The 22,697-nt window shown below is 40.9% G+C and carries 12 protein-coding genes and 9 pseudogenes; 18 read left to right on the forward strand and 3 right to left on the reverse strand.

What is annotated here, in order from left to right; all coding sequences use genetic code 11:
* Window positions 1-78 precede the first annotated feature (78 nt).
* Window positions 79-1,194 carry a TlpA disulfide reductase family protein gene (locus V8V91_RS19035; RefSeq protein ID WP_373396799.1) on the reverse strand — a complete coding sequence of 372 codons (1,116 nt, stop codon included), beginning with the start codon at window positions 1,192-1,194 and terminating at the stop codon, window positions 79-81.
* Between the two features lie 525 nt (window positions 1,195-1,719).
* Between V8V91_RS19035 and mraZ the strand changes: the two genes are divergently transcribed.
* The 14 genes and pseudogenes from mraZ (at window position 1,720) to ftsZ (ending at window position 17,108) form a co-directional block, all read left to right on the forward strand.
* A complete protein-coding gene (gene mraZ, locus V8V91_RS19040) occupies window positions 1,720-2,154 on the forward strand; it encodes a division/cell wall cluster transcriptional repressor MraZ (RefSeq protein WP_074226793.1) in 435 nt (144 codons plus the stop codon).
* A 5-nt stretch (window positions 2,155-2,159) separates the two neighbouring features.
* Window positions 2,160-3,070 (forward strand): annotated as a pseudogene (rsmH, locus tag V8V91_RS19045) (16S rRNA (cytosine(1402)-N(4))-methyltransferase RsmH).
* Window positions 3,067-3,455 (forward strand): annotated as a pseudogene (locus V8V91_RS19050) (FtsL-like putative cell division protein). The pseudogenes rsmH and V8V91_RS19050 overlap by 4 nt, the downstream one beginning before the upstream one ends.
* Window positions 3,452-5,559: pseudogene (locus tag V8V91_RS19055) on the forward strand (penicillin-binding protein). Before V8V91_RS19050 ends, V8V91_RS19055 begins: the two co-directional pseudogenes overlap by 4 nt.
* Window positions 5,560-7,022: pseudogene (locus tag V8V91_RS19060) on the forward strand (UDP-N-acetylmuramoyl-L-alanyl-D-glutamate--2,6-diaminopimelate ligase).
* A 1-nt stretch (window position 7,023) separates the two neighbouring features.
* Window positions 7,024-8,233 (forward strand): annotated as a pseudogene (mraY, locus tag V8V91_RS19065) (phospho-N-acetylmuramoyl-pentapeptide-transferase).
* Window positions 8,234-8,240: 7 nt separating this feature from the next.
* Window positions 8,241-8,996 (forward strand): Mur ligase family protein, encoded by a 756-nt coding sequence (locus tag V8V91_RS19070; RefSeq protein WP_373396800.1) that lies wholly within the window; start codon window positions 8,241-8,243, stop codon window positions 8,994-8,996.
* A 2-nt stretch (window positions 8,997-8,998) separates the two neighbouring features.
* Window positions 8,999-9,592: a Mur ligase family protein gene (gene murD, locus V8V91_RS19075; protein ID WP_373396801.1), complete on the forward strand. Its 594-nt coding sequence runs from the start codon at window positions 8,999-9,001 to the stop codon at window positions 9,590-9,592.
* Window positions 9,589-10,754: pseudogene (locus V8V91_RS19080) on the forward strand (FtsW/RodA/SpoVE family cell cycle protein). Before murD ends, V8V91_RS19080 begins: the two are co-directional and overlap by 4 nt.
* Window positions 10,755-10,782: 28 nt before the next feature.
* A complete protein-coding gene (murG, locus tag V8V91_RS19085) occupies window positions 10,783-11,865 on the forward strand; it encodes an undecaprenyldiphospho-muramoylpentapeptide beta-N-acetylglucosaminyltransferase (protein ID WP_373396802.1) in 1,083 nt (360 codons plus the stop codon).
* Window positions 11,862-13,262, forward strand: coding sequence for a UDP-N-acetylmuramate--L-alanine ligase (murC, locus tag V8V91_RS19090; RefSeq protein WP_373396803.1), 1,401 nt, complete (start codon window positions 11,862-11,864; stop codon window positions 13,260-13,262). The genes murG and murC overlap by 4 nt, the downstream gene beginning before the upstream one ends.
* A 7-nt stretch (window positions 13,263-13,269) precedes the next feature.
* The gene (locus V8V91_RS19095) at window positions 13,270-14,028 is read left to right on the forward strand and encodes a cell division protein FtsQ/DivIB (RefSeq protein ID WP_373396804.1); all 759 of its coding nucleotides are present in this window, start codon (window positions 13,270-13,272) and stop codon (window positions 14,026-14,028) included.
* Window positions 14,029-14,038: 10 nt separating this feature from the next.
* Window positions 14,039-15,349: a cell division protein FtsA gene (ftsA, locus tag V8V91_RS19100; protein ID WP_074226964.1), complete on the forward strand. Its 1,311-nt coding sequence runs from the start codon at window positions 14,039-14,041 to the stop codon at window positions 15,347-15,349.
* A gap of 106 nt (window positions 15,350-15,455) precedes the next feature.
* Window positions 15,456-17,108 (forward strand): annotated as a pseudogene (gene ftsZ / locus V8V91_RS19105) (cell division protein FtsZ).
* 3 nt (window positions 17,109-17,111) lie between these two features.
* Here the strand turns inward: ftsZ and V8V91_RS19110 are convergent.
* Window positions 17,112-17,635 (reverse strand): annotated as a pseudogene (locus V8V91_RS19110) (NADPH-dependent FMN reductase).
* 97 nt (window positions 17,636-17,732) lie between these two features.
* Between V8V91_RS19110 and V8V91_RS19115 the strand changes: the two are divergent.
* Window positions 17,733-18,550, forward strand: a pseudogene (locus V8V91_RS19115) (purine-nucleoside phosphorylase).
* A 119-nt stretch (window positions 18,551-18,669) separates the two neighbouring features.
* Here the strand turns inward: V8V91_RS19115 and V8V91_RS19120 are convergent.
* Window positions 18,670-19,965, reverse strand: a complete 1,296-nt coding sequence (locus tag V8V91_RS19120; RefSeq protein ID WP_373396805.1) for an amidohydrolase — start codon at window positions 19,963-19,965, stop codon at window positions 18,670-18,672.
* 146 nt (window positions 19,966-20,111) lie between these two features.
* Here V8V91_RS19120 and V8V91_RS19125 point away from each other — a divergent pair, with 146 nt between their 5' ends.
* From V8V91_RS19125 to gldA, 3 genes are all read left to right on the forward strand, one after another.
* Window positions 20,112-20,810 (forward strand): SDR family oxidoreductase, encoded by a 699-nt coding sequence (locus tag V8V91_RS19125; RefSeq protein ID WP_373396806.1) that lies wholly within the window; start codon window positions 20,112-20,114, stop codon window positions 20,808-20,810.
* A gap of 180 nt (window positions 20,811-20,990) precedes the next feature.
* Window positions 20,991-21,515, forward strand: a complete 525-nt coding sequence (locus tag V8V91_RS19130) for a peroxiredoxin family protein (RefSeq protein WP_373396807.1) — start codon at window positions 20,991-20,993, stop codon at window positions 21,513-21,515.
* A gap of 129 nt (window positions 21,516-21,644) precedes the next feature.
* On the forward strand, window positions 21,645-22,550 hold the full coding sequence (gene gldA, locus V8V91_RS19135; protein WP_373396808.1) for a gliding motility-associated ABC transporter ATP-binding subunit GldA: 906 nt from the start codon (window positions 21,645-21,647) through the stop codon (window positions 22,548-22,550).
* The last annotated feature ends 147 nt before the right edge of the window (window positions 22,551-22,697 follow it).

Genomic DNA, 22,697 nt, shown 5'->3' on the forward strand with positions numbered 1-22,697 from the left:
ACGTTAGAAGAAAATGACCTGAAAAGGTAATTGTGTGTTGATGCTTCAATAAAGACCTGTTTCCTGAACAGGTCTTTTTTATTCAGATAATAACTTGTCTATCAAAATTTTATGGCTCTCAATCCATTGAGCGTAATAATCCCCTGTGCCGGGTCCGCTAAACCCCGTGTGGATCTTTCTAACCTTGTGTTTTTTGTCAAGATATATCAGAGTAGGAAATGCAATAACTTCTTTCAAAGCAGGTAGAGATTTCGCCGCTTCATCTTTTTTTGAAACACCTGCAATCAGCTGAGGGTAGGGAACCTCAAATCTTTCTGCATGTTTTTTTACCCTTCCTGCCGCATAGTCAAAATCAGGTTTGCTTTCAAAAGCTAGGGCAACTACTTCAATTCCTTTAGATTTGTTTTCTAAGTACCAAGGAGCTAGAAAATTGGTTTCATCCATGCAATTGGCGCACCAGGTTCCAAACAGTTGGACCAATACAATTTTGTCTTTAAAAGTGGAATCGCTGAGAGAAACAATCTCTCCATCTGCATTAGGAAAACTGAAGTCGATGGTTTCATACCCTTCTTTCAATTGGGTTAAATGGTCGTTTTCAGGTAGTTCAAAAGACTCATTTCTTGATGCTTCAAAGGTTTGGAAAAAAATGGGACCAGACCTGAACCTTCCTGTAACTTCTCCACTTTTATCTGCCTGGCCTGTAAAGAAAAAGGCATGTCCTCCATCGAAAGCGCTTAGGTAAAACGTATCGCCACTTACATTGCCTTCCAGAAATCGATAATCTCCCACATTGGTCAGAAAAGTTCCGGTAATTTTATTTCCGTTTTGTTGGAATATCCCCAATGCCAGGTAAGTGCTATTATCTGATCTTGTAAATTCAAATTCCCATTTTCCAGAAAAGTCAGTTTTTGGAGCTTCCGATACAGGAAATCTTGTATCGATGTTACGTTCAGCTACAAATCCAGAATGGTAATTCTCTTGGTAATTTCTTTGATATTTTCCTTGGATGCTGCCATCCTCCATCATTTTGGCATGTACCTCAGAATCAAATGCATTCATGATGATATGAATGCTATCCTTTTTAATTTCTACATCAGGAACCGCCAGGTTTTCACTGTCATTTTTTAGGTATACGGTCCAATTATCTCCAGCTTTTTCTAAGCTAAACCAAAATGGCAATTGGTCTTCGCCCAAGTCCAGATAACCATGCCAATTCCCTTCAAAATTTATACTTTTTTCAGGGCTTTTCTGACAGCTAACTAGCAGACAAAACAGAAAGAAATGTAGGATTGTTTTTTTCATAGATATGATGTGCAACCACAAATCTATCAGGATAATTCAATTTAGTCTACATGGATAGTAGGGTAATTAAAATTGATTGATGGAATTTTCTTCCACTTTTCCGAAAAGAGGTGAATTTCTATGGGAAATTGCCCCACTTTTAAAATTCATATCACAGGATGTTTCAAGGAAATTGGACTATTTGGCAGTAAAAGCCCTCAATACTGTCTATAATGGAGGTTTTTGAACTTTATAAAGGGCTGTTAATCATTTAAATACCCTCAAAAAAATAAGCGAAATATTTTGTTAAATATTGGCTTGGATCAAACTTTTGGCTACTTTTAAGATAAAGTGGGAAAAAGTGGGGCAAAGTGGTAGAATGTGTATATCATTTTATTACTTTTGTCTTTACTACATACTCAAGAAAATAAGAGCGAAATGTTCAATAGTCAATATGATTGCAAGCTAGATCCCAAAGGACGTCTGGTATTGCCTGCCAAAATCAAGGCGGCGATACCTGAGGCGAATGGGTCTGCGCTTATGCTTCGTATGGCAGAGGATAAATGTTTGGCTCTTTATCCCATGAATGAGTATAAAAAACTGGAAAGCCAGGTAAGATCCCTTTCGATCAACAATGCTGAACAAAGAAAGCTACAGCGTTCATTTTTCATTACCAGTGTAGAAGTGGAGTTAGATAGCTCAGGGCGTCTGTTGATTCCGAAGATATATCAGAGCTATGGTGAGTTGGAGAAAGAAGTGGTAGTCGTCGGAATGGGGAGTAGAATCGAGATTTGGAATCCGGACAAATACTTGCAGAACATCATTTCTGATCCTGCAGACTTGTCTCAATTAATGGAAAAATACCTCTCCTAATAATTATGACAGAGTCTGTTTACCATATCCCAGTGATGCTAGCCCAATGCACTGAAGGCTTGGCTATTAATCCCAATGGAATTTATGTCGACGTTACGTTTGGTGGAGGGGGGCATTCACGTGAAATCCTTAAACACTTGGATCAAGGTCATTTATATGGCTTCGATCAAGATATAGATGCGATGGCAAATATTCCGGAAAATGAGCGTTTCACCTTCGTGGAAGCGAATTTCCGGGACCTGAAACGTTATTTGAGGTTGCATGGCGTTAAGAAGGTGGATGGGATTCTTGCTGATTTGGGGATCAGCTCTCATCAAATTGATGAACCAAGTCGGGGATTTTCTACCCGATTCAGCGGGAGTTTGGATATGAGGATGAATCAATCTGCTGAGTTATCTGCCAAGGAGGTATTGAATACTTATGAAGAATCGAAGCTTCATAAGATTTTTGGCATTTATGGAGAGGTGAAAAATGCCAAGACCTTGGCACAAGCGATTGTTTCTGAGCGAGCTGCTCAGCCATTTGAAACGACAGAAGGCTTTACGTCTTTCTTGAAAAATATGCTCCTAGGGGCAAGGATTATAAATACTATGCTCAGGTTTTTCAAGCCTTGAGAATAGAGGTAAATGATGAAATGGGTGCATTGGAAGAGATGTTGCTTGATGCGGTAGATCTTTTGAACCCAGAAGGAAGGTTGGTAGTGATGAGTTATCATAGCCTGGAGGACCGGTTGGTCAAGAACTTGATCCAGAAAGGGAAATTTCAGGGTGAAGTAGAAAAAGATTTTTATGGCAATCTGCTCAGGCCATTGGACCCAGTGAGTAGGGGTGCTATCGTGGCAGATGAGGAAGAGATTGCTAGAAATCCCAGAGCTAGAAGTGCAAAACTGAGAGTTGCTAAAAAGAGAGGGAAATGAGTCAGAATACATTTAAAAAGAAACTCAAAAAGGAAATACTCCGAAAAGAGGCAATGGTCCTAGAAAAACCATTTTCACCTGGATTGAGGAGAAGTTGAATGTGACCGGATTGCTCGGGGAAGGTGTCCCTGTTCAACTGGTGCCTCCTGTTGGGTTTGTGGTATTATTGGCTTTGATCTATATCTGGAGTAATCACCGTGCTGAAAACATGGTAAGAAAAATAGAGAAAGTGCAGCAAGAAGTAGAAGATCTTCGAGCTGATGTGACTACCCTGGAGGCAGAGTACATGTTGAGTAGCATGCAGTCGGAGGTAGCCAAACGTGTGTCAGAAAAAGGAATAGAAGAATTAAATCAACCACCGATCAAAATCGAGGTAGATAAGTGAATATAAAACGATCCATATTACTCAGAGTGAGGGTGGTTTTCATCCTTGTTGCGCTGGTTGCAGCTGCAATACCTTACCGTATTGCCAAACTGCAATTGGAAGAGGGAGATAAATGGAGAGAAAAAGCAGAAACCATCAACTTCAAGTATAGGGAAGTTCCTGCTACCCGTGGGAATATTTATGCAGGAGATGGCAGCTTGATGGCGACTAGTCTACCTTTTTATAGGGTAGCGATTGATCCTACCATTGTGAAAGAGGATCGCTATAAGGCAAAAATTGACTCTTTGTCCCAAAAATTGTCCGCCTACTATAAAGACAAATCTGCCACTGCCTACAAGAGAATGATCACGGATGCCAGAAAGGACAATAAAAGATACTTGGTATTGAATAGACGTCAAATTGGCTATCAGGATATGCAGATGATGTCCACCTGGCCAATCTTCCGAGGCGGTCGTCTTGGTGGAGGTGTATTATTTGAAAAAGTTGAAAAAAGGTACCGACCGTTTAATTCTCTTGCTAGTAGGACAGTGGGCTTTCTGAATGAAGATGAATATGGTGCTGGAATTGAATACTCCTTTAATGAGTATTTGAAGGGCAAAGATGGAAAGGCTTTATTCCAAAGGCTAGCAGGTGGAAGTTGGAAGCCCGTATTTGATGCAGAAGATGTCAAGCCTGAAAACGGGTTTGATGTAATCACTACCCTGGATGTGAATATCCAAGATGTAGCTGAAACTGCTCTAAGAAGACAATTGGAAGATCGGGATGCAGAATTCGGGTCTGTCATCGTGATGGAAGTAAAGACCGGTCAAATTAAAGCCATTGCCAATCTTCAGAAGAATAAAAAAGGAGTGGGCTATGGTGAAAACTACAATTTCGCGGTAGGGGACCAAGGAAATACAGAGCCAGGTTCTACCTTCAAATTACTATCCATGTTGGCTTTATTGGAAGAAAATAAAATCAGCTTAAATGATAAAGTAGAGACTGGAAATGGAGCCCATAAGTTCTATGACCGCACCATGCGGGATGCGAAGTATGGAGGTTATGGAACCTTGACTATTCGGGAAGCATTTGAAAAATCCTCTAATGTGGCCATATCAAAATTAGTGGATGAATACTTTGGCTCCAGTCCTTCCAAGTTTATGTCCTATGTAGAGAAGGCAGGTTTGAAGGACCCGGTAGGATTCCAACTGGTAGGAGAAGGGAAGCCTTATTTCAAAAAGCCTGGAGATAAAAACTGGTATGGAACTTCCCTGCCTTGGATTTCCATTGGCTACGAAATCAAATTGAATCCGCTTCATACCCTATCCTTATATAATGCAGTGGCCAATGGAGGGAAAATGGTGAAACCTTTTATAGTAAAGGCTATTGCCAAAGGAAATACGATTCATGAGGAGTTTGAAACAGAAGTGATTCGGGATCAAATCGCCTCGGATAAGACTATTAAGCTTTTGCAAGAGCTGTTAGAAGGGGTGGTTGTAAGAGGGACTGCCCGAAATATCGCCAATGCTGATTATAAAATTGCCGGTAAAACCGGTACTGCTCAAAAGCTGATTGATGGTAGATATACCCAAAAATATTACACCAGTTTTGCGGGATATTTTCCAGCAGACAATCCGAAATATTCCATGATTGTGGTGATTGACAGTCCTAAAGGTTTTGCTGCGTATGGAGGTGACGTTTCAGCGCCTGTGTTTAAAGAAATTGCCGATCGAATCTATGCTTTAGACTTGGAGCTCAATCCCTCTAATCAAAATCAGATTTTTCAAGCTGAAAATGTAGCTTCCAAGACTCCATTTATCCGAGCGGGTAGAGGGGAGAGTTAAACGAGATTTTTGAAGAATTGGGGGTTCAAGCCTCTCCTGCCAATGCGGAGGAATGGGTTAGGTCGGTTTCCAACAATGAGAAAATTCAATGGGAAAATAATGAGACAGAAATGCCTCAGGTTCCTGATGTGTCAGGATTACCATTAAGAGATGCGCTTTTTATCCTGGAGAATAAGGGGTTAAAAGTCAATTATTCAGGGAAAGGAATAGTGAAGCAACAATCTATTTCTCCTGGTTCAGAATTAATTAAAAATGCCACGATAAATCTTGTATTAGGCTAAATGAAAGTACTGAAGGACATATTGTACAAAGTTTCTCTGATCAGCACGACCGGTGATATGGAAATGCGGATTCAAAATATTGTCTTTGATAGCCGGAAAGTGGTAGAAAGATCAGTTTTCGTAGCAATTCCAGGTACCCAGGTAGATGGGCATGACTTTATTGAAGTGGCCATTGAAAAAGGTGCCACCGTCATCATATGCGAAAAGCTTCCTGAGCAATTAAAAGACGGAATTGCCTATATCCAAGTCGTGAGCTCCGCTAAAGCAATGGGGATCATGGCTGCAAATTATTTTGATAATCCGTCCGAAAAAATGAAGGTGGTCGCAGTGACTGGCACCAATGGAAAAACCACCACGGTGACTTTACTCCATCAACTTTTTATGGAAATGGGATATAGTGTAGGGTTGCTTTCTACAGTCGAAAATAAAATCAATTCGGAAGTTATTCCTGCTACCCATACTACACCAGATTCGGTAAGTGTTCAAGCATTGCTTCGACAAATGTTGGATGCGGGATGTACCCATTGTTTTATGGAGGCAAGTTCCCATGCAATTGTTCAAGAGAGAATTGCGGGTCTCAAAATGGCTGGGGCGGTATTTACCAATATTTCACATGACCATCTGGATTACCATAAAACCTTTGATGAATACATCAAAGCAAAGAAGAAGCTTTTTGATGAGCTTCCAAAAGATGCATTTGCCTTGGTCAATGCGGATGATAAAAGAGGGATGGTCATGCTTCAAAACTGCAAAGGCACTCACCAAACCTTTGGCTTAAAAACACCGGCAGATTTTAAAGCCAAAATCATCTCCAATACGCTTGAAGGCCTGGAGCTTGAGATAAATAATAAACTGATTTGGTTCCGGATGATTGGGGCTTTCAATGCATACAATCTTCTAGGGGTCATGGGAACAGCAGTGTTGTTAGGCGAGGATGAGGAAGAAGTATTGCGTGAATTGTCTGGTATCAAAGGAGCGAAAGGAAGGTTTGATAGAATTTCAATAGGTGGGATTACGGCCATTGTAGATTATGCACATACACCAGATGCTTTAGACAATGTGTTGAAAACTATCAATGGGGTTCGCACGGGCAACGAGCAATTGATCACGGTGGTAGGTTGTGGGGAAATCGCGATAAGACCAAACGGCCGATCATGGCAAAAATCGCGGTTCAAGAAAGTGATAAAGCCATTTTGACTTCAGATAACCCAAGGTTTGAAAAACCAATGGACATTTTAAAAGACATGTTGGAGGGCGTTAGTCCAACGGAACTAAGAAAGACATTGACCATTGAGGATCGCAAAGAAGCCATTAAAACAGCGTGTATGCTTTCCAATAAGGGAGATATCATTCTTGTAGCTGGAAAAGGCCATGAAGATTATCAAGAAATAGAGGGAGTGAAGCATCACTTCGACGATGCGGAAGTAGTGAAAGAATTATTAACTCAATTTACCCAAAGCTGAGATGTTGTATCCCATTTTTGAATATTTAGATCAAGTCTTGGACATTCCTGGAACAGGTGTGTTTCGATATATCTCATTTCGGGCGGGGATGGCAGCACTCTTTTCTTTGATCATCACCATCACTTTTGGGCAAAATATCATCAACTGGATCAGAAGAAAACAAATTGGAGAAACGGTTCGGGATTTAGGTCTGGAAGGACAAAATCAGAAAAAGGTACTCCTACGATGGGAGGATTGATGATTATTGCAGCAATTCTGATCCCTACATTGTTGTTTGGTGATCTGAATAACATTTACATCATCCTTCTTTTGATTACGACCATTTGGTTGGGAGGAATTGGCTTTTGGATGATTATATCAAAGTCTTTAAAAAGAACAAAGAGGGACTTGCTGGTAAGTTTAAAATCGTTGGGCAAATCGGTATTGGAATAATAGTAGGAACCACACTTTTCTTCAATGAAGATGTGGTGATCCGGGAATTTCAAAATCCAGTTTCCATAGAAGAAGGGGTAGTAGAAACGCCAGCATTCAGAGATGTGAAGGTGGCAAAGACAACCATTCCTTTTGTAAAAAACAATGAGCTGAATTATGAAACGTTGTTGGGCTTCTTAGGCGAGGCAATGACTCCTATTTTATACATTTTTGTAGTGACTTTTATCATTACTGCCGTATCAAACGGTGCAAATATCACAGATGGAATTGATGGTTTGGCTGCGGGCACATCGGCAATAATAGGCTTAACCATAGCCATTTTTGCCTACATCTCAGGAAATGCCATTTTCTCTCAATACCTCAATATCATGTATATCCCTAACTCCGGTGAGTTGGTGATTTTTGCATCTGCATTTATAGGAGCATGCATTGGATTCCTTTGGTATAATGCCTACCCAGCACAGGTATTTATGGGTGATACCGGCAGCCTCATGCTTGGAGGAGTAATTGCCGTTTTGGCTCTGACTTTAAGAAAAGAATTATTGATTCCATTGATGTGTGGAATTTTCGTGGTTGAAAATGCGAGTGTGGTTTTGCAAGTCAGCTACTTCAAATACACGAAAAAGAAATATGGGGAGGGAAGGAGAATATTCCTGATGTCACCTTTGCATCATCATTATCAAAAGAAAAATATTCCTGAGCCAAAGATTGTGACCAGATTTTGGATTGTTGGAATCCTACTGGCAGTGATCACCTTGGCAACATTGAAATTGAGATAAAACGAATATGAAACAAATAGCCATACTTGGTGCAGGCGAAAGCGGATTGGGAGCAGCATTGCTCGCAAAACGGCAGGGCTATGCGGTATGGGTTTCAGATTCAGGCCGCATTAGTGAGGCACGAAAAGAGAAGTTGGAAGTCGAAGAGATTCCGTATGAAGAAGGTCTTCATTCCGAAGCCATCATATTGAATTCGGATTTGATTGTTAAATCTCCCGGTATTCCTGGCAATACCTATATCGTAATGAAAGCGATGGATGAAGGGATTGCAGTAATTGATGAATTGGAGTTTGCCAATCGATTCAGTGCAGGAAAAGTGATTGCTATTTCTGGCACAAATGGGAAAACGACGACGACACTACTGACTTATCATTTGTTGAAAACTGCAGGGTTTGATGTAGGGTTGGCTGGAAATGTAGGGAAGAGCTGGGCAGCACAATTACTGGAAGAAGATCATGATTGGTGGGTGATTGAATGTAGTAGTTTCCAAATCGATGGATTTTTCTGCTTTAGACCATCTATAGCCATTTTGACCAATATTACTCCTGATCACCTGGATCGCTATGATTATCAATTGCAGAATTATGTGCATTCCAAAATGGGGCTGTTCAAAAATATGGGGCCTAGAGATAAAGCTATTTTAAATCTAGACGATCCATTGACTGCTGAAGGTCTTGAAGGAGTAAAGTTCAGACCGGAAAAACTGTGGTTTTCTACCAAGATGCCTCAGAAGCATGGGGGTATTTTGATGGGGAAAATCTAGTGTTGAAAACTGATGAAAAGTCTGTTTCCATTCCTGTAAAAGAGTTTTCTCTTCAAGGGGAACACAATTATATGAATGCCTTAGGCGCAGGAACAGCTTGTTTATTGGCAGGAGTGAATGAAGTGCAATTGAAAGCTGGTTTATCCTCTTTCAAGAATGCCTCTCACCGTATGGAATTGATCAGAGTAATCGATGGAGTCAGCTTTATCAATGATAGTAAAGGAACCAATGTGGAAGCTACAGCCTATGCGTTGGATGCTTTTAAAAATCCATTGATTTGGATTGCTGGGGGAGTAGATAAAGGGAATGACTATCGGACCGTTCAGGGCATGGTAAAAGGGAAAGTGAAAACACTCATTTGCCTGGGTAAGGATAATGAAAAATTGAAAGATGCTTTTCAAAACAGCATTGAAGATATCCGAGAAACGCAGAGTATGAAAGAAGCGGTAAGCTGGGGCAAAATGTTGGCAAAAGCCGGAGACGTGGTACTACTGTCTCCTGCCTGTGCAAGTTTTGACTTGTTTAAAAATTATGAAGATAGGGGAGAACAATTTCGAACCGCAGTAAATGAACTCAAACCAGAAACCATCGCATGAATCAGTTTAAGGCATGGATAGATGAGCACTTTAAGGAGACCCTCTCATTTGGGGGATTGTGATCTTATTGTCTCTTTTCAGTATTCTGGTGGTGTATTCAGCCACGGGATCATTGGCCTATAAATATGCAGGAGGGAATACCGAGGTCTATTTATTCAGGCACTCGTTTTTGGTACTTGTCTCTTTGGTGGTGATGTGGTTTGCACATAAAATTCCATATAGGAATTATGCACTTTACGCCCGGTTGGCCATGTACCTCTCTATTCCATTGTTGTTGTTCACTTATATGTTTGGGTCCAACATCAATGAGGCAAATAGATGGTTGACCATTCCTTTGATTAATCAGGCTTTCCAGCCTTCTGACTTGGCGAAGTTGGCCCTGATTGCGGCCTTGGCAGCGATGCTAGCCAGTAAGCAGAACAATATCAAAGATTTTAAAAACACCTTTGTTCCCATCATTATTGCCATTGGGGTGATCTGTTTATTGATCGCATTGGCGAATATGTCAACGGCAATTCTTCTATTGTTGACTTGCCTGTTGATCATGTTTGTGGGTAGGGTTCCTGTAAAATACCTGGCCATGGTGGTCATGGTAGGAATGCTTGGATTGACGGCAGCAGTGTTCTTGGGACAAAGAGGAGAGACTTTCTTCTCCAGAATTGAAGCATTTATGGATGAGGAGGAAGTGCCTTTCCAAGCAGAACAATCTTATATCGCCATTGCTACTGGAGGAGTTACCGGGAAAGGTCCTGGAAATAGTGAACAGCGAAATTCTTTACCACACCCTTATTCAGATTTTATCTATGCGATCATTATCGAAGAGTATGGATTGGTAGGTGGAGCATCTGTACTGTTTCTGTACTTGGCTTTGCTGTACAGAGGAATGAGAATCGTTGCTAATTCCAATAAGGCATTTGGCGGCTTGTTGTCGGCAGGGCTCAGTTTTGCTTTGGTGATTCAAGCGCTGGTCAATATGGCCGTGGCAGTTGGATTGGGCCCGATTACAGGTTTACCCTTACCCTTACTGAGTATGGGAGGGACTTCATTGGTATTTACAGGGATTTCTCTGGGAATAATTCTGTCGGTAAGTAGAGGGGACCATCAAGATGAAGAAGTAGGTAGCGTGACTGCTACGAATAAATCAAGATTAAAAACAGCTTAGTATCGAAACGAATAGAACATATCGCATCATGATCAGTGGAGGAGGGACAGGGGGACATATCTACCCTGCGATCGCCATTGCCAATGCCTGGAAAGAAGAATTTCCAGACAGTGAGATTCTATTTGTTGGGGCGCTTGGCAAAATGGAAATGCAAAAAGTTCCAGAAGCTGGCTATCAAATTGAAGGTTTGCCAGTAGCAGGATTACAGAGGAGGTTGACTTTGGAAAATCTGAAGTTCCCATTCAAGCTTTTGAATAGCCTGATGCAAGCCAGAAAAATGGTAAAGGAGTTTAAGCCAGATGTGGTGGTAGGGGTAGGAGGATATGCCAGTGGTCCGGTACTATTTGCAGCGCAAAGAATGGGTATTCCCACCTTAGTGCAGGAACAAAATTCTTACGCAGGATTGACCAATAAATTATTGGCCAAAAAAGCCAATAAAATTTGTGTGGCTTACCCTGATATGGAGCGATTCTTTCCAGCTGAAAAAATTGCCTATACAGGAAACCCGGTGCGGAAGGATATTCTGGATTTATCTGGGAAAAAAGAGCAGGCGCTCAAACATTTTAAGCTAGAGGAAGGAAAGAAAACGGTGTTGGTTTTAGGTGGCTCCTTGGGAGCAAGAACTTTAAATCAGGCGGTTTTAAAAGATATGAAATCCTTGGATAAAGAGGGATACCAAGTGCTTTGGCAATCTGGTAAATACTATTTCAAGGACATGCTTGAAAAGACTGAAAAAGCAGGATTGAAAAATATTCATTTAAGGGAATTTATCCGAGAAATGGATTTGGCTTATGCGGTAGCGGATGTGATTGTCTCCAGAGCAGGAGCATTGTCCGTATCTGAATTGTCTTTAGTAGGAAAGCCAGTGATTTTCATTCCGTCTCCCAATGTGGCGGAGGATCATCAGACCAAAAATGCGATGGCTTATGTAAGTCATGATGCGGCTTGGTTACTAAAGGATCAAGAAGCTGTAGGGAAATTAAAATTGAAAGTAGATGAACTGATGGAAGACCCGGCTATTGGGCTTGCATTAGGAATGAATATAAAGAGTTTGGCAAAGCCGGATGCGGCCATTGCCATCAGAAAAGAAATGGAACAATTAGTAGCATGAGCTTCGAAGGAATACATAGGGTTTATTTCCTAGGGATCGGAGGCATTGGCATGAGTGCCCTTGCTCGATGGTTCAACCATGAAGGATATGCAGTGTCTGGATACGACCGTACGCCATCACCTTTAATAGAGAAATTGATTGGCGAAGGCATGACTGTGACATTTGATGACTCTTTAGATAGCATTCCTGAAGCGATCAAGAAGTCTCCAGAATCAAGTCTGATTGTGTGGACTCCGGCGATGCCAAAAGATAGTGTTCAGCTAGCCTATTTCAAGGAGAAAGGCTTCACTTTGAAAAAGAGATCTGAAGTGCTGGGGATGGTGACTGAGAATTTCTATACCATCGCGGTAGCTGGAACTCATGGGAAGACAACCACTTCTTCTTTGATTGCCCATTTGTTCAAGGATGCTGGAAAACCTATTGCTGCTTTCTTGGGAGGCATTACCCAAAACTATCAGAGTAATCTGATTTTGGGTAAAAAGAAATCCAAAAAGCAACGATTTGTTGTGGTGGAAGCTGATGAGTTTGACCGATCATTTATGAGACTTCATCCCAATGAAGCTGTGTTGACTAGTACGGATGCGGATCACCTGGATATTTATGGGGATGAAAGTACCATATTAGATGGCTTTGGGGACTTTGTAAAGCTGATTGACAAAAAGGGCAAACTGTTTATCCAGTTTAATGCCGCAGATAGACTAGGTGTAGATCGCTTACCAAAAGTGATCACCAGAAAATATGGTTTAAGATCCGAAGGAATAAGAGCAGAGAATATCCAAGCTCGACCTGGATCCTTCTTGTTTGATTATGTGGACGGTAAAAAAGTAATTCCTCATTTGGAATTGTATATCCCAGGTTTCCATAATGTGGAAAATGCTTTGGCGGCGATTGCCATTGCTACAGAACATGGAATCACGGATGAGCAAATAAAGAAAGGACTTGCATCTTTCAAAGGGGTGAAAAGGCGATTTGAAATTCATGTCAACCAGAAACACCTGGTTTATATTGATGATTACGCACATCATCCTGAGGAAATCAGAGCATGTTTAAGTTCTGTGATTGCCATGTACGCTACCAGTAAGCTTACCGTGGTGTTTCAACCTCACTTGTATTCAAGAACGAGGGATTTTGCAGATGGATTTTCTGAAAGTCTTTCATTGGCTGATGAAGTGATTTTATTGGATATCTATCCTGCAAGGGAATTGCCTATTGAGGGAGTAAGCTCTGCCATGCTTTTGGAGAAAATTGGGTCAAAAAAGAAGACCTTGGTTAGTAAGGTAGATCTGATGGGCTATTTGGAAAAATCTGCTCCCGAGGTTTTAGTGACCCTTGGAGCTGGAGATATAGATCGTTTGGTTCCGGAATCGCTTCTTGGATGGAGTCTAGACAAAAAATAAACACAGTATGAAAAAGATCAGGATCAAAAAGACGCTTGTTTTTCTGGTGCTATGCCTGGTGCTGGTCGGCTTCATCGGCTTTGTGGAGAAACAAACCTTGTATAAGACTTTTCAAGGTACTGAGATAAATATCGATGGAGTCAGCGGAGTCTACTTTGTGGAGGAGAAAGAAATACAGGAGATCATGCGATCCGCTTTTCCTGAATTAAAAGCAGGCTTAATGTTGGAAGAAGTGAGATTGGAAGAAGTGGAGAAAAGACTGGCAGGTCATCCTTTTATTAAATCAGTGGAAGCTTCCATTGGTCAAAAAGGCATATTGAATCTTAAGATTCAGCAGCACCAACCTATTGCAAGAATTGCGAGGTCCTATGCTGCGGATGGATATATCACGCTGGAGGGTAAAGTAATTCCTACTTCGCCTTCTTATACGAGTAGAGTATTGATTTTGCAAGGCAAACAAGCCGAGCAATTGATGGATAAGGGCGATGTAATGGAACAAATGCCCGAACTAATGGACCTGATCAATTTCATCGTTGAGGATGATTTTTGGTCTGCACAGATTCCGGAATTGGAAGTGAATTCCAAAACGGATATTCGATTGATGCAGCAAGTAGGAAAGCAGGTCATCGAATTCGGAGATGCTAAAGACATCGCTGAGAAATTTAAGAAAATAGAAGTCTTCTATAAGGAGATATTACCGCGAAAAGGCTGGAATGCCTATGAGCGTGTGAGCGTAAAGTTTAAAGATCAAATTGTTTGTGAATAATAGCTTGGGAATGGAAAATGACAGACTAATCGTCGGACTGGATATTGGAACCACCAAAATCTGTGCGATCATCGGCCGAAAAAATGAGTTTGGCAAACTCGAAGTACTCGGAATGGGAAAAGCCGTTTCTGACGGTGTCAATCGGGGTGTTGTCACCAACATCGACAAAACTGTGCATGCTATCCAAAAGGCGGTCGAAGATGCTTCTGAAATGGCTGATGTGGATATTGCAGAAGTCATTGTCGGGATAGCAGGACAGCACATTCAAAGCAAAATCGTGCATGGAAGCATCATGCGAACTCCAACAGAAGATGAGATTACGGTAGAGGACGTAAGGAGACTTTCCAGTGACATGGAGAATATTGTTGTTCCTCCGGGTAACAGCATCATCCATGTGATGCCTCAGGATTACACCGTCGATTATGAAGGCGGGATCAAAGATCCTGTAGGAATGTCCGGAACTCGTCTGGAGGCAGACTTCCATATTATCACCGCACAAACAACCGCTATTAATAATATCAATAGATGTGTTCGAAGAGCCAACCTCACTTCCAAGCAGTTGATTCTCGAGCCATTGGCAAGTTCCCTCTCCGTACTCAGTGATGAGGAAAAAGAAGCAGGGGTTTGCTTGGTGGATATTGGTGGAGGCACTACAGATATTGCCATTTTCTATGAAAATATTATCCGCCATACAGCAGTAATTCCATTGGGCGGAAACATCATTACTACTGATATCAAAGAGGGATGTATGGTGATGCAAAATCAAGCGGAGCTATTGAAAACCAGATTTGGAAAGGCCATTGCCAATGAAGCAAATCCAAATGAAATCGTCTCCATTCCAGGATTAAGAAATAGACCTCCTAAAGAGATATCTATTCGGAATCTGGCTTCGATTATTGAGGCAAGAATGGAAGAAATCATTGAGATCGTCCAGAACGAGATTATGCAATCTGGTCACTATAAGAAGCTTGCAGCAGGGATTGTGTTGACAGGAGGGGGTTCTCAATTACAATTCATCAGTCAGTTATTTGAATACATGACTGGATTGGATACCCGTATCGGTTACCCTAATGAGCATTTAGGAAAGTCAGTGGTAGAAGATGTAAAATCTCCTATGTATGCCACTTCTGTAGGACTTGTTTTAGCGGGCTTTAAATCCCTGGATGACCGGGAAGAAGGATACAAACAAAGACTTGCCAATTCGGGTCCGATCGTGAGGCAAGAAAATAAAGAATTGATTTCAAAAGATATTTTCCGAAGTATCGGTGCCAAGCTGAAAGGGTTGATTACCGATGATATTGGAGATGATATTACCTACTAGGGCTTATGATTGAGGGAGATACTTGGCTTTGCTTTTTATTTCCCCAATTAACCTTTTTACTAACAACTGAAAATAATTCACCAAATAAATAAATATGTCAGATAACATGAAAGATTACAGATTTGATCTTCCAAAAATCAAAAGTCGATTATCAAAGTGATTGGCGTTGGTGGAGGCGGTTCCAATGCCGTGAACCACATGTTCAGCCAAGGAATTAAAGATGTGGAGTTTGTCGTGGTCAACACAGATGCGCAAGCTTTGAAATCCAGTCCGGTTCCTTTGAGACTTCAATTGGGAGCAAACCTTACAGAAGGTTTAGGCGCAGGAGCAAATCCTGAGCAAGGTAAAAATGCAGCGATCGAATCCCAGGATGAGATTCGTGAGCTATTGGCTGATAATACCAAAATGGTATTTATTACAGCAGGAATGGGAGGAGGTACCGGAACAGGTGCAGCTCCAATCATTGCCAAAATTGCAAAAGAATTAAACATACTAACGGTAGGTATCGTAACTGCTCCGTTTATGTTTGAGGGTAAAGAAAATGAACGTTGCGCAGCAAGGGATTGAATCACTACGTGAAAATTGCGATACCGTGCTGGTGATTTTGAACGATAAGCTGAGAGAGATTTATGGAAATCTTGCGATCAGAACTGCTTTTGGAAAAGCGGATGATATCCTAACTACCGCTGCGAAATCAATTGCTGAAATTATTACCATCCATCAAGATGTCAATGTCGATTTTGAGGATGTGAAAACCGTCATGAAAGATGCGGGTGCAGCAGTGATGGGATCTTCCACTGAAGAAGGCGAAGGGAGAGCAATCCGAGCAGCGGGTGCAGCAATTTCTTCTCCACTGTTGAACAACGTGGATATCAAAGGAGCCGAGAAGATTCTTCTTTCCATCATGTCTGGTGAAGATGAAGAATTATCCATGGATGAGTTGAGTGAAATCACTGAATACATTCAAGAGAAAGCCGGAGATAATGCTGAAGTGATTTTTGGTCAGGGTATTGACGTGGAGCTAGGGAAGGCGATTCGTGTAACTGTGATTGCTACTGGTTTTGAAATGGATCGATTGGAAGGGGCAGCTAAAAAAGCAGAGATGAAGACGCCTTTGCCAACGCCTGTGATTGCTCCAAGTGTGGCAGATAAAACTCCAGAGCCTGAAGCTGTAAAGACAGTGATCAATTTGGATTCCGGAAAAAGTGAAAAAGTAAAAGAAGAAGCAGTAGGCAATGGTTCAACCTTCGTGTTTTCTTTCCCAAAAGCAGCTCCTGTGGCCAATAAACCAGCAGAAGAGAAGCCGGCTAAGAAAGTGGAAAATGAAGAAGTGGAACCAGAGTTCAACTTCGAAGTGAAGCCAAAACAAGATGAGAAATCAGAGTTTGAATTTGTGAAGCCTGAGCCAAAGAAAATCGTTCATGATTTATACGAGGAGCAGGAGAAAAGTGAGCCTCAGCCCGAAAAGAAAGAGGAAGAGCCAGAAGCTCCAATGTTCGCAAATGATTACTATGAGCAAATGAAACAAAAGGCGATTCAAAGAGCTCATGAGCGTTTCGAAAAATTAAGAGGTAATAGAACTTTCAATCCAACTCCGGAAGAATTAAAAGAGAAAATGGAAGTTCCTGCTTACCAGCGTAAGAATGTGAAATTGAATGAGCCTCAGCATAGTTCAGAGCAAAATATCAGTAAGTATAACCTGAACGATGATAATGAGATTCTAGGAAATAATAGATTCTTACACGATAATGTGGACTAAATGCTAAAACTCTAGCAGCATGTCTGCCTGGGAATGCAATAAGTCCATGTAAAGCCTGTTGGTGAGCAGGTTATCTGACATATTTTGCTCTATTTTGGCAAGTTTAGGCTTGAGAGCAAGGACATGCATCCCCAAATAATGGAATATATCGGTGAGGTGGCTCAAAGCGATGCCACCTCCCCGATTCCAGAAGAGATGCCCACTAGGGCACTTTTTTTATTTTGGAGAATATTGGGATAAGTCATCCCATCAATAAACGCTTTTAAAATACCTGGAAAGGAACCATTGTATTCCGGGATAATAAATACAAATTTTTCGCCTTCCTTGAATTTGTCATGGAAGAGATTGTAATCCTCATTTTTTCCATTGTTTTCATATAAAGCAGTTTCAATAAAATCAATGGGTAGGTTTTCCAATTCCAGAATTTCAGAGTCAGCTCCTTTTTCCTTTAGAATAGACTGATATAATTCGGCAATAATTTTGGAAATAGAGTTTTTACGGTTGGTTCCTACGATGATTTTGATCATTTCATTTGTTTTTAAGTCAAAACAACAGGCTATATCCATGAAGTGTTCACACAATGGTCAATTTTAATATCTTTACTAATTAAGAATTATGCAGACCATGAACTACTCAGATCAGATTAAAGAAGCTTTTCAATTTATACAAAACCTCCATTCTGAATCCGTGAATATCGGAATTATTCTGGGAACAGGTCTTGGTAAACTAGGAGAGAAAATTCATGTAGATATTGAAATCGATTACAGCGAAATTCCGTATTTCCCGGTTTCTACAGTGGAAAGCCATTCAGGTAAATTGATTTTCGGTACCATTCATGGGAAGAGAGTGGTAGCCATGAAAGGTAGATTTCATTATTATGAAGGCTATTCTATGAAAGAAGTGACTTTTCCGGTTCGAGTGATGAAGCTATTGGGAGTGAGTCAATTATTGGTCTCTAATGCTTCAGGGGATTAAACCCGTCGCAGCACGTAGGAGAGGTAATGATCATCAATGATCATATAGACCTGTTTCCTGAAAACCCTTTGCGGGGAAAGAATTTAGATGAATTTGGGGTACGATTTCCTGATATGAGTGATGCCTATTCAACGCGATTGATTCAATTGGCTGAAGAGATTGCCATTGAGAATAGATTTATGTTTCATACCGGAGTCTATGCAGGAGTACAGGGACCCAATTTGGAAACCCCAGCTGAATATAAATACTTAAGAACCATTGGTGCAGATGCAGTAGGGATGAGTACTGTACCTGAAGTAATTGTGGCAAGACAAATGGGAATAGAAGTATTTGGAATCTCAGCAATTACCGATTTGGGTGTGGAAGGAAAGATAAAAAGAGTAACCATAGCAGAGGTTTTGAAAGCAGCAGCGATGGCAGAGCCGATCATGGCAAAAATTATGGAAGAATTAGTGAAGAGAATGTAGGGATTTGCTGCTCATGTAATTTCAATAGTGAGGTAAACTATGCCACCTTGGTGCTTAGATCAATACTAAAAAAAGCCGCGACTTCTTGTGAAATCGCGGCCTCATTCTTTTAGGGATTTTTATTGCATTCCCATATAGTCTACGACAAAATAGCTCAATGCCCTTACTCCCAAGGTGAACCCACCCTCGTCTATATAGAATCCTGGTGTATGGTGAGAAGGGGTAGTGGTAGGATCTCCACCTTTTTTCATTCCACCCAAATTGATGAATAATCCAGGCTTTTCTCTTTGGAAAAAGCTGAAGTCCTCAGCTCCTGTTACAGGAGGCATTGAAATTACATTTCCTTCACCGGCTGCAGCCTGCAAGGTGGGCAACATAGTCGCAGTCAGGGCAGGATCATTAACTGTAGAAGGATAAAGTTTTTCAATTTTCAAATCAACTTCCGCGCCAGCACTTTCTGCTATATTGGTTACGATTTCTGTAATTCTTTTATGAACTAGCTGTTGTTGTTCATCTCCGAAAGTTCGGATAGTGCCGATCATTTCTACTTGTTCTGGAATGATGTTATGTCTGATTCCACCATGAATGGCGCCGACTGTAACTACCGCAGGATTTTCTGTAATATTAACACTTCTTGACAAGATAGTTTGTAGCCCCATTACGATTTGGGAAGATGTGACGATCGGATCAACACTAGACCAAGGTGAGGCTCCGTGAGCCTGACGACCCTTGAGAGTAATTTCAAGATTATCAACCGCGGCCATTGCAGGCCCAGATCGGTAACCGATTTTTCCTACTTCCATTTGAGAGGCAATGTGAAGACCGAATACGGCATCAACATCTTCCATGACTCCTTCTGCTACCATGAGTTCTGCACCTGCCATTCCCTGTCCATACACTCCCTCTTCAGCAGGTTGGAAAAAGAACTTTACATTTCCTTCTAATTCATCCTTCATACTGGCCAAAACTTCTGCAACACCCATTAAAATAGCCACGTGGGTATCGTGTCCGCAAGCATGCATGACACCGGTTTCCTGACCATTGTAAGTGGCGGTATTTACAGATTTGAATGGAAGATCATTTCTTTCAGTAACAGGAAGGGCATCCATATCGGCTCTTAACGCTACAGTTGGACCGGGTTTTCCTCCTTTTAAAAATCCTACAACACCAGTCACCGCAACCTCCTCAGTTACCTCAATTCCTAAGGACCTCAAATGATCGGCAACTTTTTTAGCAGTTCTAAATTCTTGATTTCCCAATTCGGGATGCATATGGATGTCTCTTCTCCACTCGATCACCTTAGATTCTATAGAGTTCGCCTTGGAGTCTATTTCTGGTCTAAGAGAGGACTGTGCCATGACAGTTCCTGCACCTAGAATTGGTGCCATAAGTAAGGGTAATATTATTTTTTTCATGATTGATGGTTAAATTCTATATGATCAAATTTAGAAAATTACTTGAAGGTTGAGTTTTTCTTTGAAAGAAATCCCATAAATGCTTCTATTTAAAGAACTATTTTCAATTCAAATGTTTTTAATGGTGAACTCAAGAAAATAACGATATGGAATTAAAAGGAAAAATAGCAGTAGTAACAGGAGTAAGTAAAGGAGTAGGTCTGGAAGTGGTGAAGCAATTAGTAGAAAAAGGAACAGTGGTAGCAGGATGGGGGAGAAATGCTCCAGATTTTAAACATGAAAACTTCCACTTTTTTTCTTGCGATGTGGCAAATGAAGAGGCTGTTGAAAATGCATTTCAATCTACCGTAGCAAAGCTTGGGAGTGATATTCGGATTTTGGTGAACAATGCTGGTTTTGGAGTGGCAGGTGACACAGAGACATTTTCTTCGGAGGATTGGAAGGCGATGTTTGATACCAATGTTCACGGAATTTTCTACACAACCAAACGTTTGATCCCTGCCATGAAGGCAGCTGATGAGGGGCACATTTTGAATGTTGCTTCCATCGCTGGATTAAATGGAGTGAACAAATTCGCTGGTTATGTTGGAACCAAGCATGCTGTTCGAGGGATTTCCCATTCCCTATACATGGAATTAAGAGACTTTGGTATCAAAGTTTCTACCATTTATCCAGGGTCCATTCAAACCAATTTCTTTGACGATATTCCGGGAGTGGATGCACATGAACATATGATGAGACCGGTTGATGTGGCTACCACCATGGTTCAAACCTTGGAAACCCACCCTAATTATTTTGTGACAGATGTAGAGTGCAGACCTTTAAGACCAAAAGGGAAAAAGTAAATTTTCTGGCAAGTTCTACAAGAGCCCATTCACCCACGATTTAATTTAATATTGTGGGTGTTTGTTTTTTTAACCAACCTATTTAAAACAAAAGCAAAAGATGCCTATTAGCAAGTGATTAAATTGCTTTCAGCGAGTTTAGTGTTTAATTTGAGCCCTCAATCATTTTGAAATCTTACCATGAAAAAAGTAAATCTGATCGTATTATTTACCTTACTTATGGGATGTACCGCCTATCTGGCATATTCCTCTGACAATGAAAATATCGAGGCATTACCAACCCTTTCTGCTCCGAAGGATTTACCGGATTTCACACTGAATGATATTTATGGAAAAGTAAACTCTATTCATCAACTAGCTCTGAATAAGCCTACGCTCTTTATTTATTTCAACTCTACGTGCCATTTATGTCAGGATGAGTTGGGTAAGATTTCTGAGCGAATAGATGAGTTTAAAGACTATAATCTCATTTTCACGACTGTGCAACCTAAAGAAGAAATGATTGGGTTTGTCGAGGAACTAGGAATCCAAGACAAAAGCTTTGTTCACTTTCTATTAGATGCTGACATGAATGTGGCCAGCTACTATCAAATTAAAAGTGTGCCATCTATTTTTTGTTATAATTCCAGAAAAGAATTGGTGGCAGAATACGTAGGCATCACAAAAATTGACCTGCTATTGGAAAATCTAGGCAGAGGAAAGTAAGTTTCACCCTTAGGTGAAATAAGTAAAGTTTGTTTCCAGTTTTATGCTTTTGGACCGAAAAGCTATCAAATCATGATGAACCTCGGAAACTATAATTTTTGCTTACTTTTGATCTTGTAAATTAAACTCATGTCCTTAGAAGTATCCCAATTATCTAAACTGTACGGAACTCAGAAAGCACTGGATCAAGTGTCTTTCAAAGCCATGCCTGGGAGAATTTTAGGATTTCTTGGTCCCAATGGAGCAGGTAAATCCACTACGATGAAAATCATCACTGGATTTATTCAAGCGGATGCCGGTCAAGTTCAGGTGATGGGGAAAAATGCATTACAAAATCCCAAAGAAGTAAGTCCTTTGATAGGGTATCTTCCAGAGCATAACCCGCTCTATCTGGATATGTATGTAAGGGAATTTCTGGAATTTTCTGCCGGGATTTATGGAGTAAAGGGAAAGAAAAGAACTGTTCGCATTGAGGAACTTCTAAAAAAGACAGGTTTATTACCTGAGCAGCACAAAAAAATAGGTCAGCTTTCCAAAGGATATAGACAGCGAGTGGGCCTGGCAAAAGCATTAATCCATGACCCCCAAGTCATTATTCTGGATGAGCCGACCACAGGTCTGGACCCCAACCAATTGGTAGAAATTAGAAATCTGATCTCTGAAATTGCCAAGGAAAAGACCTTGATCCTCTCTACTCATATCATGCAAGAGGTAGAAGCGATTTGTCATGATGTGGTAATCATCAATAAGGGTAAGATTCTTGCTGCGGAGCCATTGGAAAATTTAACCTCCAAGACATCAGAAGTTCAACTGGAATTAGAAACGGAGGAAGCACTTGAGTTGAGTTGGTTTGAATCCATTGGAACTCCGATCTATGGGAAAAAAGGAAATACTTCACTCTTGATTTCCTGCCAAGATCCTGCAGAGGCTAGGAAGTCAGTCATGAGAATCGTCCAAGAGAAGGACTTGAATTTGATGAGCCTGAACCAGAGTAAAAAGAATTTAGAACAAATTTTCAGAGAGATCACCAAATGAAATCAAGCATAATTAAGAATTTGAACATTGGAGTGGGTATTTGCTATGCGAGATTTTTGAGGACCTTTGATAAACAGTTATAAACCCAATGAAAAGTCTGTTCTTCAAAGAAATAAATGCATTTTTGGAAGTCTCCTAGGCTATCTT

It is taken from the genome of Algoriphagus halophilus, assembly GCF_041729275.1.
Taxonomy (GTDB): Bacteria; Bacteroidota; Bacteroidia; order Cytophagales; family Cyclobacteriaceae; genus Algoriphagus; species Algoriphagus halophilus_A.